The 15,435-nt window shown below is 65.6% G+C and carries 17 protein-coding genes; 11 read left to right on the forward strand and 6 right to left on the reverse strand.

What is annotated here, in order from left to right:
* Window positions 1-62 precede the first annotated feature (62 nt).
* Both OG203_RS42715 and OG203_RS42720 read left to right on the forward strand, forming a co-directional pair.
* A complete protein-coding gene (locus OG203_RS42715) occupies window positions 63-2,792 on the forward strand; it encodes an AAA family ATPase (RefSeq protein ID WP_405162884.1) in 2,730 nt (909 codons plus the stop codon).
* A gap of 87 nt (window positions 2,793-2,879) precedes the next feature.
* Window positions 2,880-3,563 carry an alpha/beta fold hydrolase gene (locus tag OG203_RS42720; protein WP_405162885.1) on the forward strand — a complete coding sequence of 228 codons (684 nt, stop codon included), beginning with the start codon at window positions 2,880-2,882 and terminating at the stop codon, window positions 3,561-3,563.
* A 45-nt stretch (window positions 3,564-3,608) separates the two neighbouring features.
* Here the strand turns inward: OG203_RS42720 and OG203_RS42725 are convergent, their stop codons facing one another.
* Window positions 3,609-4,064 (reverse strand): nuclear transport factor 2 family protein, encoded by a 456-nt coding sequence (locus OG203_RS42725; protein ID WP_405162886.1) that lies wholly within the window; start codon window positions 4,062-4,064, stop codon window positions 3,609-3,611.
* A 310-nt stretch (window positions 4,065-4,374) separates the two neighbouring features.
* Between OG203_RS42725 and OG203_RS42730 the strand changes: the two genes are divergently transcribed.
* From OG203_RS42730 to OG203_RS42740, 3 genes are all read left to right on the forward strand, one after another.
* Entirely contained in the window at window positions 4,375-4,962 is a 588-nt protein-coding gene (locus OG203_RS42730) for an MFS transporter (protein WP_405162887.1), read from the forward strand.
* Between the two features lie 116 nt (window positions 4,963-5,078).
* Window positions 5,079-5,516: a hypothetical protein gene (locus OG203_RS42735; protein WP_405162888.1), complete on the forward strand. Its 438-nt coding sequence runs from the start codon at window positions 5,079-5,081 to the stop codon at window positions 5,514-5,516.
* Between the two features lie 144 nt (window positions 5,517-5,660).
* Window positions 5,661-6,122 carry an SRPBCC domain-containing protein gene (locus tag OG203_RS42740; RefSeq protein ID WP_405162889.1) on the forward strand — a complete coding sequence of 154 codons (462 nt, stop codon included), beginning with the start codon at window positions 5,661-5,663 and terminating at the stop codon, window positions 6,120-6,122.
* Here OG203_RS42740 and OG203_RS42745 read toward each other — a convergent pair.
* Window positions 6,109-6,690, reverse strand: a complete 582-nt coding sequence (locus tag OG203_RS42745) for a TetR/AcrR family transcriptional regulator (RefSeq protein WP_405162890.1) — start codon at window positions 6,688-6,690, stop codon at window positions 6,109-6,111. The two genes, OG203_RS42740 and OG203_RS42745, sit on opposite strands and share 14 nt — an antisense overlap.
* 58 nt (window positions 6,691-6,748) lie before the next feature.
* Between OG203_RS42745 and OG203_RS42750 the strand changes: the two genes are divergently transcribed.
* Window positions 6,749-7,156 carry a nuclear transport factor 2 family protein gene (locus tag OG203_RS42750; protein WP_405162891.1) on the forward strand — a complete coding sequence of 136 codons (408 nt, stop codon included), beginning with the start codon at window positions 6,749-6,751 and terminating at the stop codon, window positions 7,154-7,156.
* Window positions 7,157-7,197: 41 nt separating this feature from the next.
* Here the strand turns inward: OG203_RS42750 and OG203_RS42755 are convergent, their stop codons facing one another.
* A complete protein-coding gene (locus OG203_RS42755) occupies window positions 7,198-8,007 on the reverse strand; it encodes an MBL fold metallo-hydrolase (protein WP_405162892.1) in 810 nt (269 codons plus the stop codon).
* Between the two features lie 175 nt (window positions 8,008-8,182).
* Here OG203_RS42755 and OG203_RS42760 point away from each other — a divergent pair, with 175 nt between their 5' ends.
* From OG203_RS42760 to OG203_RS42775, 4 genes are all read left to right on the forward strand, one after another.
* Window positions 8,183-8,833: a class I SAM-dependent methyltransferase gene (locus OG203_RS42760; protein ID WP_405162893.1), complete on the forward strand. Its 651-nt coding sequence runs from the start codon at window positions 8,183-8,185 to the stop codon at window positions 8,831-8,833.
* Window positions 8,834-9,140: 307 nt separating this feature from the next.
* Complete coding sequence (locus OG203_RS42765) at window positions 9,141-10,067, forward strand: SDR family NAD(P)-dependent oxidoreductase (RefSeq protein WP_405162894.1); 927 nt, start codon at window positions 9,141-9,143, stop codon at window positions 10,065-10,067.
* A 115-nt stretch (window positions 10,068-10,182) separates the two neighbouring features.
* On the forward strand, window positions 10,183-10,839 hold the full coding sequence (locus tag OG203_RS42770) for a maleylpyruvate isomerase N-terminal domain-containing protein (RefSeq protein WP_405162895.1): 657 nt from the start codon (window positions 10,183-10,185) through the stop codon (window positions 10,837-10,839).
* A gap of 154 nt (window positions 10,840-10,993) precedes the next feature.
* Window positions 10,994-11,587 carry a class I SAM-dependent methyltransferase gene (locus OG203_RS42775; protein WP_405168179.1) on the forward strand — a complete coding sequence of 198 codons (594 nt, stop codon included), beginning with the start codon at window positions 10,994-10,996 and terminating at the stop codon, window positions 11,585-11,587.
* Window position 11,588: 1 nt separating this feature from the next.
* On the opposite strand, the gene OG203_RS42780 is transcribed toward OG203_RS42775, so the two are convergent.
* On the reverse strand, window positions 11,589-12,926 hold the full coding sequence (locus OG203_RS42780) for a PLP-dependent aminotransferase family protein (RefSeq protein ID WP_405162896.1): 1,338 nt from the start codon (window positions 12,924-12,926) through the stop codon (window positions 11,589-11,591).
* Between the two features lie 78 nt (window positions 12,927-13,004).
* Between OG203_RS42780 and OG203_RS42785 the strand changes: the two genes are divergently transcribed.
* Window positions 13,005-13,631, forward strand: coding sequence for a DJ-1/PfpI family protein (locus OG203_RS42785; protein WP_405162897.1), 627 nt, complete (start codon window positions 13,005-13,007; stop codon window positions 13,629-13,631).
* Here OG203_RS42785 and OG203_RS42790 read toward each other — a convergent pair.
* Window positions 13,628-14,161, reverse strand: a complete 534-nt coding sequence (locus OG203_RS42790) for a DUF1990 family protein (protein ID WP_405162898.1) — start codon at window positions 14,159-14,161, stop codon at window positions 13,628-13,630. The genes OG203_RS42785 and OG203_RS42790 overlap by 4 nt on opposite strands.
* A 43-nt stretch (window positions 14,162-14,204) precedes the next feature.
* The gene (locus OG203_RS42795; RefSeq protein ID WP_405162899.1) at window positions 14,205-15,215 is read right to left on the reverse strand and encodes a hypothetical protein; all 1,011 of its coding nucleotides are present in this window, start codon (window positions 15,213-15,215) and stop codon (window positions 14,205-14,207) included.
* Between the last annotated feature and the right edge of the window lie 220 nt (window positions 15,216-15,435).

The raw sequence follows: 15,435 nt of genomic DNA on the forward strand, positions 1-15,435 counted from the left end.
ATTTCTGTTCACCGGTGGCGTTAACTCGGTGCACAGTCCTGTCGAAGGGGGTTGGGATCGCCGTGTTGGTTGGTCGCGAGGTCGAGCACGACTTGGTCGCGGCGTTCGTCCGCGGGCAAGCGGGCGACCAGCCGGTGTTGGTTATCCGTGGCGAGCCGGGCGTCGGCAAGACCGCCGTGCTGGATATGGCCGCCGATATCGCCGCGTCCCAAGGCATTCGGGTGTTGCGGGCGGCGGCGCTCGAGTACGAGGCCGAGCTGAAGTTCGGTGCGCTCAATCAGCTGCTGCACCCACTCCTGGACGACATCGACAAGCTCGGTGCCGCGCATCGAGAAGCACTGCGCGTGATCATGGGGTTGGCGTCGGGCGCGATGCCAATGCAGCTGATCGCGGGCGCGGCGACACTGGCACTGCTGCGGGCGTCGGCGGAACAGGATGCCGCGCTGCTGCTGATCGTCGACGACGTGCAGTGGCTTGACCTGTCCAGCACAATGGCGCTGAGTTACGCGGCCCGCCGCTGGACCGGCAGCGAGATCCGCTTGCTCGTCGCGGTGCGCGCGGAATCCGACGACGGCTTCACTCGCAGCGGTTTCCGAGTTCATGACCTGGCGCCGCTGGACGACAACAACTCCGACGCGCTGCTGCGCGCGGTGTATCCGGCGCTGACCGCGCGGGTGCGCCGACGCCTGCGCGCCGACGCGCACGGTAACCCGCTCGCGCTGCTCGAATTGCCCGCCGCCTTCGAGAACGGCACCTCCCCGGCCAATCTGCCCGCGGTGTTGCCGCTGACCGACCGGTTGCAGCGAATGTTCGCCGATCGGCTCGCGGGATTGCCGGATGGCACGCGGCGGATGCTGTTGTTCGTCATTCTCGCCGGTGCCGAAAACAGCGTGACCTTGGCGGACTGTCTGCCGACACCGGAGGGGCGTGCCGATCTACCGGCCGCCGAGCGCGCCGGGATCGTCCGTGCGAACCCGCGGACCGGCCGGTGGGAGTTCCGGCATCCGCTGATCCGCGCGGCGGTCATCGAGCAGTCGACCAGCGAGGAACGCCGTCAGGTCCATCGCATCCTCGCCGAGGCCTTGGCCAGGGAACCGCAGCGCCGGGCCTGGCATCTCGGGCAGGCGGCGGTCGGTCCCGACGACGAGGTCGCCGCGTCACTGGAAGCGTTGGCGCAGCAGATGATTCGCCATGGCGACAGTAGACGCGCGACGGCCGCGATGCTGCGGGCCGCGGAGCTGAGCAGCTCGGACTCCGATCGGGCAAGGCGCACCGCGCGCGCGGCGTATCTTGGAGCGTTGATCACCGGCGATCTGGCCGAAGCGGCACGGCTGTTGCTCGACGCGAACCGCGCGGAGGTCCGCGAAACACCTTCTCTGGCAGTGGCGGTCGCCGCGGCCGCCAAGCTGCTCAACGACGAGGGCGACGCCGCCACCGCGAATCGGTTGCTACTGGCCACTATTCGAGTTCACGAACGTGATATCGCCGTCGGCGAGGACACCATGGTCGAGGCCTTGCACACGCTGCTGTATGTCGGCTTCTACAGCGGGCAGCCCGAACTCTGGGACGACATCAGCGATGTGCTCGACCGCGCCGAGCCGCAACCGACGGACACTTTGTCGTTGCTGCACAACGTCTTCGCCAATCCGGTCGAAGCGACACCGGCCGCACTGCGCCAGCTCACCGACGCACTCGACGGGCTGCGCTTTTCCGCCGATCCCTTGCGGATCGTCCGCGTCGCGACGGCCGCCGCCTACGTCGATCGCGTCGGTCTTGCCCGCGAATCCCTGTGGCGAGTGATCACCGACGGTCGCCGCGGCGGCGCGGTCGCCAAGGCCATCGAAGCCCTGTTCTTGATCGCACTGGTCGATTTCTTCGATGGCGACTGGGCTGAACTGATCGACGTCACCGACGAGGGGCTGCAGTTGTGTGCCGAGTTCGGTTACACACTGCTCGCCGGGCCAGGCCGCTTCCTGCGCGCACTCGTCGACGCGGCCCGTGGCCACACCGACGCCGCCGACCTGGCCGCCGAGGAGTTGTTGCTGTGGGCCGCGCCGCGCCGCCTCGCGACCTACGCCGGGTACTCATCGCACATCCGATGCCTTTCCGCGCTCGGCCGATCGAGTTTCGATGAGGCATACCGGCACGCCGCGTCGGTCAACGCACCGGGGGCATTTCCGCGCTACACACCGCACGCGCTGTGGCTGGTACTCGATCTCACGGAGGCGGCGGCACGCAGCGGTCGGATGGTCGAGGCGCGGGCGCACGCCGAGGCCGCCGTCGCGGCCGGTCTGCCCGAGCGTTCCACCAGGCTTCGGATGCTGACCAAAGCCGCTCTCGCCGTTACCGATCCACCCGATTGGCGCGGTCTGTTCGAGGACGCGCTGACCACGCCGGATAGTGCACGATGGGTATTCGATTGTGCCCGAGTAGAACTGCTGTACGGCGAACGCTTGCGCCGAGAGCGCGAATCCGCCGCTGCCCGAGCGCATTTGACCAAGGCGGCGCGCGTATTCGAACAACTGCAAGCGGTTCCGTGGTTGGCACGCACGCGAGCGGAGCTGCGCGCGGCCGGTGAGTCCGCGCCCACCGAGGTCCGCGGTTCGGCGTTGACACCGCAGGAGCAGGCGGTCGCCGAGCTGGCGGCGTCAGGACTGACCAACAAGGAGATCGCCGAGCGGCTGTTCCTGTCCGCGCGCACGGTTTCCACCCATCTGCACCGCGTGTTTCCGAAGCTCGGCATCACCACGCGCAGCGCACTGCGCGACGCGATGAGCAGGAAGCCCGGCTGATATACGTCAATTGACGGATTCACCGTCGCTGCCACGAACCTAGATTCGATTGTGCCGACCAGCAATTCAGTGCAGAGGAGTCCCGGTATGAGTGCGCAGAACAAGACGGTAGTCCTGGTCCACGGAGGTTTCGTGGACGGATCCGGCTGGCGGGCGGTCTATGACGACCTCGCCAAGGACGGAATCAGCGTGCGCGTGGTGCAGAACGCGACCAAGTCCCTCACCGACGACGCGGCCGCCACCCGGCAGATCCTCGACGACATCGACGGCGAGGTCGTTCTCGTCGGACATTCCTACGGTGGCGCGGTCATCACCGAGGCGGGCACCCACGACAAGGTCGCCGCGCTCGTCTACATCACCGCCTTCGCACCCGACAAGGGCGAGTCGGTGAACACGCTCATCGCCAGCTTCCCCCAGGACGGACCGCAGCCCCCGATCCTGGCGCCGCAGCAGGGCTACCTGTTCCTCGACCGGACCAAGTTCCACGAGTCCTTCGCCGGTGACCTCTCGCAGCATGATGCCGCGTTCCTGGCCGACTCCCAGGTCCCGTGGGGCCTGGAGGCGCTCGGTGGCGCCGTGAGCGAGCCCGCCTGGCGGCTCAAGCCGAGCTGGTACCTGCGCGTCACCGAGGACAAGATGATCCCGCCCACCGCACAGGCCTCCATGGCCGAACGGATCGGCGCGACCGTCGTCGAAACCCCCGGCAGCCACGCTATTTACGTCTCCCGCCCCGACGTCGTCGCGAACCTCATTCGAACCGCGGCCGAGTAGCCCCGGGCAGTTGGCCGTGCACAGCGATCTGTGAACGGCCAGTGGTCACAACGCCATCGGTGTCAACGACTCCGCCGCCAGCGCCAGTTTGTCGGCGCCGAAGGCGGCAATCTGTCGCGTCGGATCGCGATAACAGATCCATTCGGCAATCTTTCCGCCGCGGAAGCGGAAAATGTTCAGATAGTCGTTGCGGTAAGGCCTGCCGGTTTCGCGAATAACCATGTGCCCCTTGGCTTCTACCAGGAAGCTGTTCGGATCCAGCATCGGTTCGACATTGGCGACCGTGATCGTGCTCGGTTCGTATCGGTCCAATGCCGACCATGCCTCGCGTATCTCGCCCGCACCGTCGATATAGGCCGGAAAGCCGGGCAGCTGATAAGGAATCGACAGCTGCGTGTCCTCGGTACACAGCGCGAGGAGGCCGTCGAGATCCTTCGTCGAGATTCGGAAGAAGAACTGCTCGATAATGCGGATCTTCTGTGTGCGTCCCGTATCCAGCATGCCCATTCCGTCCTTACCGAGATAGATTCGCCAGGATTCATAGCTTAGCGATATGACCGATCCGCCACGCTGTGCGATGGATCACCTCAGCTGGCTCACCCGGTCGTCCGATTCACATCCCATCATCGGATGACTGTCTTAGAGTGCGGGGTACTTCGGCGATGCTCCTGACCGCCGGGGTCTGGGTCAAGACGCTGACCGGCTCCAAAACAGTCTCGCCGCATTGGTCGGCTTCTGTGTTTGGCTCCCAACGCTTTTCGGTCCGGCGCTCGGCCCCGTCGCCGATCGGGTCCGGCGTCGTCGATTGCTGATGGTCACCAATCTGGCACTGGCCGCTGCCAGCCTGAGCAGCAGCGCGACCTTTGCGATGCTCGACCTCGGCCTGCATCGCGCGCCCACTCTCGTCGGTGTACCGACCCCGGTGCAAGGTATCGGGTCGGTCGTCAGCGGGCTCGCGGCCGGGGCGCTGCTGTGCCGATCCTGCGACCGTACGTTCGCCGCATGCGGCATCGCCCTTTTCGCGCTGGGCGTGCTCGCGCGCGCCACCCCGTGGTTTCCCGTTGTCCTCGGCGGTAGCCTCGCGATCGGTTTGGGGCTGCCGTGTCCGCTCATCGCCGCGTTCACGGCCGTACAACGCGAGACCCCGAACGCGTTGCTCGGCCGAGTAGCCGCCACCGCGAGCACCTTGATCTTCGCGCCGAATGCCCTGGCCCTGCCGCTGGGCAGCGCGATAGTGGCCAAGCTCGACTATCGAGTGCAGACTGTCGCTGCCGGGGTGGTCGCCTTCGCGGCGGTCGCTGTCGTGCTACTGATGGCGGACCGAACGCCGACTCGTAGCAGGCGGATTGCCGATGCGGACATCGCCGCAGGTGGGCAGTCAGCGTCATCGAAATCTTGAGTCATTCTGTGGCGCAGAGGTTTCCGGTGCCCAGTTACGCCAGTGCGCCCTCGCCGGAAGGCAACTGGGGAGCGGACACCATTGTCTTGACGTGCCCACACCGATACTCTGCGGCTATGAGCGAATCTCGGTCCCGCCGCGGGCTCGCGCAACCGCTGCTTCTCGCTGTTGTGGTCGGTGTGCTGCTGCTCGCCTCCGCGGGCTGCCGCGGCATCGGCGAAAGTCAGTCCGGGACAAGCGCTTCCGAGGCGACCAGCGTCGAGGTGAACCAGACCGGCGGTTTCGCCGGAGTCAACCAGTTCTACACCGTCGACGACACGGTGCAGAACCAGCGGCGCGGCGAGTTGTTCGACAAGGTCGACAGCCCGGACTTCCGGACGCTGACCGACGCCTACACCGGGCCGAACGACTGCCGCGACTCGTACTTCTACGCGGTGACCGTGAACTACCGCGACGGCAGCAGCAAGCGCGTCACCACCGACGAATGCAACGCGGCGCCCCAAGTGCTGACCGATATCATCGCCCTCACGAAGGAAATCGGGAACCGGCGGTAAGTACGCACCGTGCCGATCAGTGGCCAGGGTCACCATGCGAAGACCTTTATGCATGGTTGAATGATTCGTTCGTACCCAGCATGTCCGGATTTACTGCTGAGCGAGGTCGCGTTGGCGGTCGTTGCGCCGATTCCGGAGGTCGTCATGAGTGTGCGGTTCGAGGTTCTTCTGCAGGGCCCGATCGAGGCTGTCTTCGACCTGATCACGCAGGCACGATTCTGGCCGCAGTGGCACCCGTACACCCGGTCGGTCGGCGGCGTCACCGAGCGGCCCTTCCGGCTGGGCGACCGCATCTACGAACACGGCGTCACCGACGGGGTCGATTTTCACCTGTATTGGGAAGTGCGCGAGTACGAGCGCCCTCGGCACGTGATGCTGTACGACAGCGGGCATGACGCCACCCTTGAATACACCTTCGCGGAACGTGGCGAGGAGACCCTGTTCAGCCGCTCGCAGTGGATCAACCCCGATCGGGCACATGGCGTTGCCAACAGTCCGGTGTCATTCACCGATCGTGTCGCGGAGGGGTCGGAGGCCGCCGTCATATGGCTGGCAGACCATATCAATGGATTGTTGGAGGCCGAGAAGTCCACTATTCCGCAGTGACTATCGCGCGGGCGGAATTGGCGACGAGTTGTTCGACATGGTGCGGGATTTCGAGGTTTGTGCCGAGATAGCGCCGGATGATGGCGTAGGGGAGATCGATGACGGCGATCACCACTTTGTCGGTGGCGTGCTCGGCTGGTTCGAGTCGACCGGCAACGGCGGCGACCGCGGCACGGAGTGCGGAGCCGAGTTCGGTGTTGCGGATGGTTTGTTCGGGTGTCCATCGGTCGGGTGCGTAGGCGGCGGGGCCTGCCAGTAGGACGTGCGCCTCGTCGGGGTGGTCGCGTGACCAGGTGAGCACATAACGAGCGGCGGCGACGCACGCCTCGACCGCATTGTCGGCGGCCATTAGGGGCAGCAATCCGGCGTGGAATCGTTCGAGTGTGCGAACCCAGAGCGCGCCGCTGAGCGCCGCGCCGTTGGGGAAGCGGTGATACACCGATCCGCTCGGTGCGCCCGAAGCGCGGACGACCGCTTTGACGGATAGTCCGCCCACGCCGGCCGATCCGACGATCCGTGCCGCGGTATCGAGCAGCAGGTCGGTGTCGTATATCGCAGGTCGTGGCATGTCAGCAATCTTACAGCTAGTATTAGAGGAGGCTCTCTAATACTAGCAAGGAGGAATGGTGAACACAGCAACGGAAACCGCCGAACAGCTCTACGCCGCGCTGGCCAAAGTCGACATCGAGGGACTCGAGGCGCTGCTCACCGACGACTTCGTCGGCGAAATCAGCGCGGGCATGCCGCACGGCGTCGCCGGATCGCACCACGGGCCCGAGGACATGATTCGACGGATGTGGGGTGTGCTCGGCAAGGTGTACGACATTCACGTCGACCCCAGCGAATACCTCCCCGTCGGCACCGACCGTGTCGTCGTACTCGGCCGCTATTGGGGCCCGGCGCGCAGCGGCGACACCGAGGTCGACGCCGCCTTCGCGCACATCATCACCACTCGTGGCGATCGGATTTCGCGCCTCGTGCAGATCACCGACACCGCACGCTGGGGCTTCACCCCCGAACCCGCCACCCGCTGACGGAACACTCGGTCACGAATGCGGGTGGCGGAGTTCGGATCTCAGGTCAGGGCGTCGAAATCGCCACGCACCCAGCCGATGTGGCGATCGGCGGACCGGCGGACGGCAGCGCGGGCATCGCCATCGATGATTTTGCCGAAATTGTCGTAGAGCCGATCGAATTCGAACTCTTCCGCAGTGCGCGTGACACGTTCGACCACCGCGGGTGACAGCGGGATGCGATTAGGATAGCTACGCATGAAGGCGACCGATTTACGATCCGGGTTGGCGTGGATGGTGTCCGCGCTGAACAGCACACCCTTGCCCTCGGCTCCGGCCGCCCAGTGCAGCACCGCGCTGCCGGGAAAGTGGCCGCCCAATTGACGCACGGTGATACCTGGCAGCAGATCGAGCTGACCGGACCATGGGCGAATCACCGCGTCCTGACGCGCGATCCACTCCATATCGGCCTCGGCGACAAGCACCGGCACACCGCCGAGCGCCCGGCTCCACTCCACCTGCACCCCGTAATGGTGCGGGTGACTCGGCACGATCGCGACCACCTCGCCGAGCTCACGCACCCGACGCGCGGCATCCTCGTCGACATACCCGGTCAAGTCCCACAGCACATTTCCCGCGGGCGTCCGCACCAAATGAGCTTCCTGCCCGATGCCGACCTGCGGTTCAACCGTCACCCCGAACATATCCGGCTCCAACTCACGCACCACCACCCGATGCCCCGCCGCCGAGAGCTTGTCCAGCGTCGTCCACTGCTGCCCCGCCGCAGGCACCCACTGCCGCTCGTCCGCGCAGATACGACAACTCCGCGCCGCATCATCATGCTCCACCGCACAGGTCAAACAGATCTTCATACCCACCTCATCCGCTAAGTACACCCACCCCCGTTCTACACCAGCACCACCCGGCGGGAAACCAAACCTCCAGCGCGTCTTGCGAACGCAGACACCACTATTCGCCTTGGGGTGAAACCGTTCGCCCGCTGCGATATACGCGGCATCGGTGGTGAACCGATGCTGCACTGGGTGAATGGCCGCCTACGATTCGATCGCTGACTGGTACGAAAACGAGTTCGTCGCGCACGACGGCGATCCGATAGGGATCAAGCACGCCTTGTCTGAACTACTCGGTTCAGGAACCGGCCCATGTTTGGAAATCGGCTGCGGCACAGGTGTATACGCGCCGCTGATCCGAAGCCTGGGCTGGCGTCCACTGGGCGTCGACCTTTCTTCCGCAATGCTGCGTCATGCCCGCGACCGTCTACCTACCGCGCGTGCCGATGGCGCGCACCTGCCCATCCGTGACGGATCCCTGTTCGCTGTAGTAGCGGTGATGGTCCATACCGACATGCCCGAATACCCCTCCGTGCTGCGAGAAGTGTCAAGGGTGCTGCGACCGGACGGGGTGTTCGTGCACGTAGGGGTCCATCCGTGCTTCTGCGGAGGCTTCGCCGATCGCACCGATCCCGCCGCTATCGTCCTGCGGCCGGGCTATCTCCACCAGCATTGGACGACCGCGTCCTGGACCGACGCTGGCCTACGTGACAAGGTCGGCGCAGCGCACTGGCCGCTGCCCGATCTGCTGCACGCATTCCTGGACGCCGGTCTGACGTTGGAACGATTCGCGGAGGGTGGGCGACCGGCTCCTGTTGTTCTCGCGGTGGGTGCGCGGAAACGGTGAGGTTAGTTGCTGATGAAGCCGTTGGTCAATTGGTTGATGAGGTTGAGGAGCAGGATGTATTGCAGGAATGGGGGCATGTTGGTTCCTCTCGAGGGGTTTGGGGATAGCGTGCGTTGCTGATGTCAAAGGGGTGGTGGGGTAATGGCAGAGGGATGTAAGAATTCGGGGTGTCGAAGGCTGGATTGGTTGATGGGCGGATTCTTACCTGTCTTTGTGGTCGGCTTGGCATTGCTCTGACGAGGGGCGTCCAACCTGATTGAGACGCCCGGTGGTTGCCGGGCGATTGTGACGGAAGGAAGTGCCTGCCATGTCTCAGCCTCTTTACCTGACCGACCGTGCCGGGACGTCGGCGGATTGTGTTGGGCCGCAGCCTTTGTCCGGCCACGTCTCGCCGCCGGAGGTCCGGGCTGCCTTGCCTGCCGACGTGGTGCGGTACTGGAGCGGTCGCCATGTCGTGATCACCGGCGGAAGTAGCGGTATCGGACTGGCGGTGACCGAGTTGGCACTGTCGGTGGGCGCCCGAGTAAGTGTCTTAGCGCTGGAAGACACTGCACTGAAATCCCTTTCGGCGTTCGCGGAGTCCGCGCCGCGACTTGCGGTGTTCGCCGCCGACGTGACGGACCGGACGCAGGTCGATGCCGCCTTGGCGAACGCCCGTGCCCGCCATGGGGAAATCGGCGCGGTGATCGCGTGTGCGGGCATCGCCAAGCCCGACTACTTCGCCCGACTGTACGAAACCGATTTCGTCCGGCACATGTCGGTGAATTACTTTGGGGCGCTGCATGTTATCCAATCGGCGCTACCGGACGTGTGCGCCAGCGAACGCGGCAGCATCACCGTCATCTCGTCGCTGGCCGCAGTACTGCCCTGCTTCGGTTACAGCGCGTACAGCCCGAGCAAGTCCGCCGTGCGATCGCTCTGCGAAGTGCTGCGCCAAGAGCTGAAACCGCACGGCGTCACGGTCACCGTCGTCATGCCGCCCGACGTCGACACCCCGCAGTTGGCGGCCGAGGCCGCGACCAAACCCCCGGAGCTGCGGGCATTGAGCTCCTCGACGCCGATCTCGGCGAGCGCCGTCGCGCACGCTCTGCTCGTCGGTGCGGCCCGCGGTCGCGCCTCGGTCGTCCCCACCCTGTCCGGTCGGCTGATGCACTGGCTCGCCGCGGTCGCGCCCGGGCTGATGGCGTGGTTCATGGACCGCACCATCGCCCGTGCGCAACACCGACATTCCTGATTCACACCTCGAAGCGGTTGCGGTGAGCCGGAGTTCGCGCACCTACCCGGACTGACGCGGGTGGAGATCGCGAAAACCGGTCGCCACGGCGGCCGAGCACTGCTAGCTTGCCGCCGTGGATCCCTTCTCACGCTCATGGGCAGCGTTGCGCACGGCCGTCGCCGAACTCTCGAACAAGGACTTCGGGCGGCCGTCCGGCTGCACCGGCTGGCTGGTGCGGGATCTGGTGTGTCACTTGATCATTGACGCACAGGACGTCCTGATCACCCTGGTGACCCCCACCGACGCGGCACCGACACGGGACGCGGTGACCTACTGGACGATCGCCGAAACGCTGCCGACCGGCGACGACCCGCTCGACGCGCTGATCGTCCGCCTGGCCGCCGCCTACCAGGACCCGGCGCTGCTGAAGTTCCACCTCGACGACGTCGGCTCCGCCGCAGGCCGCGCCGCCGAACTCGCGAACCATGGTGCCCGGGTCAGCACCCAAGACCAGGTGCTCACCGTGAGCGACTACCTCTCCGCCTACGTCCTGGAGTGGACGCTGCACCACCTCGACCTGATCGCGCACCTCCCGGACGCCGCCGACCCGCCCAGCAAAACCCTGGCCAGCACCCGCGAGATGCTCGAAAAGATCGTCGGGGCAACGTTTCCCGCGTCGTTGTCCGACAAGGACGCACTACTGATCGGCACCGGCCGCCGGGTCCCGACAGACGCCGAACAGGCGGAACTGGGCGAGCTGGCCGCGAAACTCCCACTCGTCATCGGATGATCACCCGGCCCTCCACGTGACCCACTACAAGCCGACTGACTGGATCTGCCCCCCGTAAGTGCCATGATGAGGGGACATGGTCGGTTACCGGAAGGGGATCACGATGCCAGCGGATGATCCATTCAGCGGTCGGCAGCCGACCAGCCACGAGCGGATGACGGGGCTGCCCTGGGATGCGTCGTATCAGGATGGTCCCGCGCCTTGGGATATTGGCCGACCGCAACCGGCGATCGAGCGCGTGGGATCGCAAGGTGGATTCACCGGAGCGGTACTCGATGTCGGATGCGGGTCCGGTGACAACGCTCTTTACGTTGCCTCCCTGGGAGTTTCGGTGCTCGGGGTCGACGTGGCCGAGACGGCACTGGCCTTGGCCAGACAGAAAGCCGACGATCGGGGCCTCGGGGTCGAGTTCGTGGTGGCCGATGCTTTTCAACTGGAGCAGTTGGGCCGCAAGTTCCCAACTGTGTTGGACTGCGGCATGTTCCACACCTGCGACGCCGACGAACGACCGCGATATGTGGCGAGTCTCGCGTCGGTGATCGAGCAGGGCGGAACCCTATATGTGTTGTGCTTCAGCGACATTGGACCCGATACCGGTCCGCATCCCGTCAGTCGGCAAGAGCTGCGAGCGCCGTTCGAGGCAGGCGACGGATGGCATATCGCCACCATCGACGCCGACCGGGTACTGACGAGATATCACGGCGACGACGGCGCACCGGCATGGTTCGCCACGATCCAACGGACCTAGCTCAACGGTAGGTGTGTGCGTCGACGACCTGTTTGACCCTGCCGAGCGCCTCGCGCAGGGTGTCGAGGTCGGTCGAGCCGAGCGCAAGCCGAATCGCGTGTGGCACGTTGGCGGATACGGCGAACGGCTCCGCCGTGGACACCGAAACATGTTCGCGCACAAGCTCTGCGGCTATCTGATCGGCTCGCACGTCTTCGATCAGCGGGAGCCAAAGGAAGTATGACGACGGATGTCCGACGTAGGGGAGTCCATCGAGAACCGCACGGGCAATCGTCTGCCTGCATTGCGCATCATCGCGCTTCTGCACCTCCAACTGGGTAACGGTGCCGTCCTCGAGCCACCGGCACGCGATCGCCGTCATCACCGCGGGCGTGTTCCAGGTGGTCGCGCGGATCGTTCGCTCGATCGCAGACACTAAAGCGGTTGGCGCCGTGATGAATCCGAAACGCAGACCGGTCGCGACACTCTTGGAGAGCCCGGAAACGTAGATCGTCCGCTCGGGTGCGAGCGCGGCCAGCGGGGCCGGTGGCTGCTCGGCCAGGAACGCGTACGCCGCATCCTCGATGATGAGAAGTTCGTAGCGGCGGACGATTTCGACGAACCGCTCGCGGTGCGCCGCCGTCGTGACCCACCCGAGCGGGTTGTGCAGCGTCGGCATCGCGTACACGGCCCGGACTCGCCGCGTCGCACACAATTGCTCGAACGCGTCGAGATCGGCCGCGTCGCCCGCCGCGGGCAGCGGTGCCAGTTCCAGGTGCAACGCGTGCGCGACCACCTTGAAGCCCGGATAGGTCAGCGCATCGGCCGCCACCACGTCGCCGGGTTGCAGCATCGCCATCGCCGCGGCCGCCAAGCCATGCTGAGCGCCGTTGACGATCAGCACCTGCTCGGCGCCGACCGGCAACCCATGCTGATTCAGGTGACGAGCCACCGTCTCCCGCTCGTGCGGGCGCCCGCCGTGGGGCTGGTAGCGCAACAGGGCCTCCACATCGCCCGAGGACGCGAGCTGACGCAATGCCTGCCGCAACATCTCGGCCTGACCGGGCAGCGAGGGATAGTTGAAGCTGAGATCCATCATGTCCGCGGCCGCCCCGGGCTGCTCGATGCCATGGTTGGGCGGCAGCGTCGTCTCGCGAACGAAGGTGCCCCGACCCGGTTCTCCGCTCACCAAGCCCATGGCCTCGAGCTCGGCATAGACCCGCGACGCGGTCACCAACGCCATCCCCTCCTCGGCCGCGAGCTGGCGGTGCGTCGGCAATCGCGTCCCCGAGGGCAACCGGCCCGCCCGGATATCGGACGCCAACGCATCCACGATGCCTTTGTATCGAGACGAACCCACGCGCGTCATTGTATGCATGACAATTTCTTGATCGTATTGGATGAGAAGCAATACAGTGCCTGGCAACAACTTTGAAAGGTGACTGCCGTGCACATCGCCATCCTTACCTTCGAGGGCTACAACGAACTCGACTCCCTGATCGCGCTCGGCGTGCTCAACCGGATCAAGAAGCCGGACTGGCGTGTCTCGATCGCCAGTCCGACGCGGCGGGTCCGTTCGATGAACGGTGTGGTGATCGAGTCGATGGCCACCCTAGAGGAGGCCAGCGCCGCGGACGCGGTGGTCGTCGGCAGCGGTAGCCAGACGCGCGAGGTCGTCGCCGACCGAGCGCTCATGGCCCGGCTGCGGCTCGACCCGTCCCGGCAGCTGCTGGCCGGACAGTGTTCCGGCACACTGGTTTTGGCCAGACTCGGAGTGCTCGACGGTGTGCCCGCGTGCACCGATCTGACGACCAAGCCCTGGGTCGAGGCGGCCGGTGTAGACGTGCTCAATCAACCGTTCTTCGCCAGGGGCAACGTCGCGACGGCCGGTGGCTGCCTCGCCTCGCCCTACCTCGCGGCCTGGATGATCGCGCGCCTGGAAAGTGTTCAGGCTGCCGAAGAGGCGCTGTATTACGTCGCTCCGGTAGGGGAGAAGGAAGCCTATGTAGGAGGCGCGATGCGAAACATCGCCCCGTACTTGCAGGAACCGGCCACTGTGCGTTAGCGCATGACGCGAAGGTAGCGGCGGCGGAAGAACCGCTGCGCGACGAGCAGCAGCGGGAACATCACCCGCCACGGCCCCGCCGGAGCGGGCCGGGTGAGCGACCGCAGCGTGAGGAAGACGGTCCCGTCCGCGTCCCGATGAACCACAAAGGCCTCTTCCCCCGAAACCGGATGGCCAGGAAGAGTGCCGTAGGCGAACCCGCGCCGATCCGCGGTATCGACAACCGCGACGACCCGCACCGGTTCGTGCACCGCGACCGGCCCCCACCCGGCCGTGATCCGATACCGTGCTCCTTCGCTGACCCGCTCACCCGCGTCATCGCACGGTGTGACCCGGAAACCGCTGCGCCGCTTGATATCCCAGCGCATAACAGCTTCCGCTGCACTGTCCCACTCGGCGTCCCCATGCCCGATGACGACGGTACGCGCGAAGCGCCGAAATCCGGAGACCTCCGCCGTCCACTGTTCGTCGCCAGGTCGAGTCACTCCCGCGGGGCTGTAGTTCACTCCGCTCAGGGGGTCGGTATCCACAACCGCAACCCTAACCGCCGTCTTACCGCCAAATGGAATACGACTAAGCGGCGGGGAGGTTGTCGGCGCGTCCATTGCGCAGGGCGTAGTCGACGGCGGGGTCGGCGCGGAGTTTCCAGTCCGGGCCGACGAAGTAGCTTGCCGCGGTCTTGTCGCCGTCGACCAGGTACCGCAGCCAGGCCAGCGTGATGCTCGCCATCGGGTTGTGCGCGGCGTCGTCGAACGGGGTCCAGTGGGTTACGCCCTTGAGGCACACGAGGATTGCGGGTGCGTTGAATTCGAGTTCGTATTCGACCAATCGCGGCAGGAAATGCGGAACGATGAAGTCTGCGGACCCGGTGAGGTACAGCGTGGGAACATTGACGAGGAAGGCGGCCGCCACCGGTCCCGGCTGCGTGGGCACCGCGCCGATAATACGGAATTCCGGATCGATCAGCTGGTAAATGTTCGGTGGAATACCGGCACCATTGATTGCCGCGCCGCCACCGCCGGAGTGACCGCCGATCACCGTGCGGCTGAGATCGAGCCTGCCGTGCAATACATTTCGCGGATCGCGATTGGCCGCGGACAAGGCCCCGGCGGCAGCGAGGGGAAGTTCGTCGAGTGAGTTGATCAGGTCGTGCGGCATCGCGACGACGAAACCGTTGCTCGCCCACAGCCTGGCGCTGGCGTCGTAATTGCCGGGCTCGGAGGAGAATCCGGGAATCCAGATGACCGTCGGCACCCTGGTCATCGTGGCGATGTCCTTCGGGTAGTAGAAGTCAACACCGACCGGCGAGTCGAGGCCGCCGGGGAATTCGTGCGTGCAGGTCATATTCGAATGGTTGCCGAGCACGTGACCGACCGCGTCGTACACGGCATACAGGGCCTGGCACGGATACACCGCCGCCGTGCTCACCGCCTCGTGCGCACCGGCGGGCGCGTACTGGCTCAGCGGAACGGCGCCAGGGTCGTATGCGTCAGCGGAGGCGGGCGCGGCGAACGACACACCGGCGAGCAGCGAACCCGCGGCCAGCACGGCCGCGACACCACGTCGAAATCCGAACCGGGACATACGACACCCTTCGCAACCAAGAGCCGCGACAGCACATCCCCCCGCTGGCTATCTGCCGGTGATCGACGGTCGATCAGCGAGCAGTCAACAGGATCAGGTCAACCGTCCAGTTTCGTTGATGCGTCGAATCGGTAAATGCGACAAGAATTCGACCACTTCGCCGCGCACGGCCTTACAGTGGATCGACGGTCCAGCACGAGATGTCGGGGGCGTTAGGCCT

Origin of the sequence: Nocardia sp. NBC_01499 (assembly GCF_045040275.1) — a bacterium.
GTDB lineage: Bacteria > Actinomycetota > Actinomycetes > Mycobacteriales > Mycobacteriaceae > Nocardia.

Bases quoted from the DNA above. Each gene is read 5' to 3' on its own strand.
- OG203_RS42720 (WP_405162885.1), top strand. From the start codon at position 2,880: ATGAGTGCGCAGAACAAGACGGTAGTCCTGGTCCACGGAGGTTTCGTG.
- OG203_RS42765 (WP_405162894.1), top strand. From the start codon at position 9,141: ATGTCTCAGCCTCTTTACCTGACCGACCGTGCCGGGACGTCGGCGGAT.
- OG203_RS42795 (WP_405162899.1), bottom strand. From the start codon at position 15,215: ATGTCCCGGTTCGGATTTCGACGTGGTGTCGCGGCCGTGCTGGCCGCG.
- OG203_RS42760 (WP_405162893.1), top strand. From the start codon at position 8,183: ATGGCCGCCTACGATTCGATCGCTGACTGGTACGAAAACGAGTTCGTC.
- OG203_RS42775 (WP_405168179.1), top strand. From the start codon at position 10,994: ATGACGGGGCTGCCCTGGGATGCGTCGTATCAGGATGGTCCCGCGCCT.
- OG203_RS42740 (WP_405162889.1), top strand. From the start codon at position 5,661: ATGAGTGTGCGGTTCGAGGTTCTTCTGCAGGGCCCGATCGAGGCTGTC.
- OG203_RS42735 (WP_405162888.1), top strand. From the start codon at position 5,079: ATGAGCGAATCTCGGTCCCGCCGCGGGCTCGCGCAACCGCTGCTTCTC.
- OG203_RS42755 (WP_405162892.1), bottom strand. From the start codon at position 8,007: ATGAAGATCTGTTTGACCTGTGCGGTGGAGCATGATGATGCGGCGCGG.
- OG203_RS42725 (WP_405162886.1), bottom strand. From the start codon at position 4,064: ATGCTGGATACGGGACGCACACAGAAGATCCGCATTATCGAGCAGTTC.
- OG203_RS42745 (WP_405162890.1), bottom strand. From the start codon at position 6,690: ATGCCACGACCTGCGATATACGACACCGACCTGCTGCTCGATACCGCG.
- OG203_RS42730 (WP_405162887.1), top strand. From the start codon at position 4,375: ATGGTCACCAATCTGGCACTGGCCGCTGCCAGCCTGAGCAGCAGCGCG.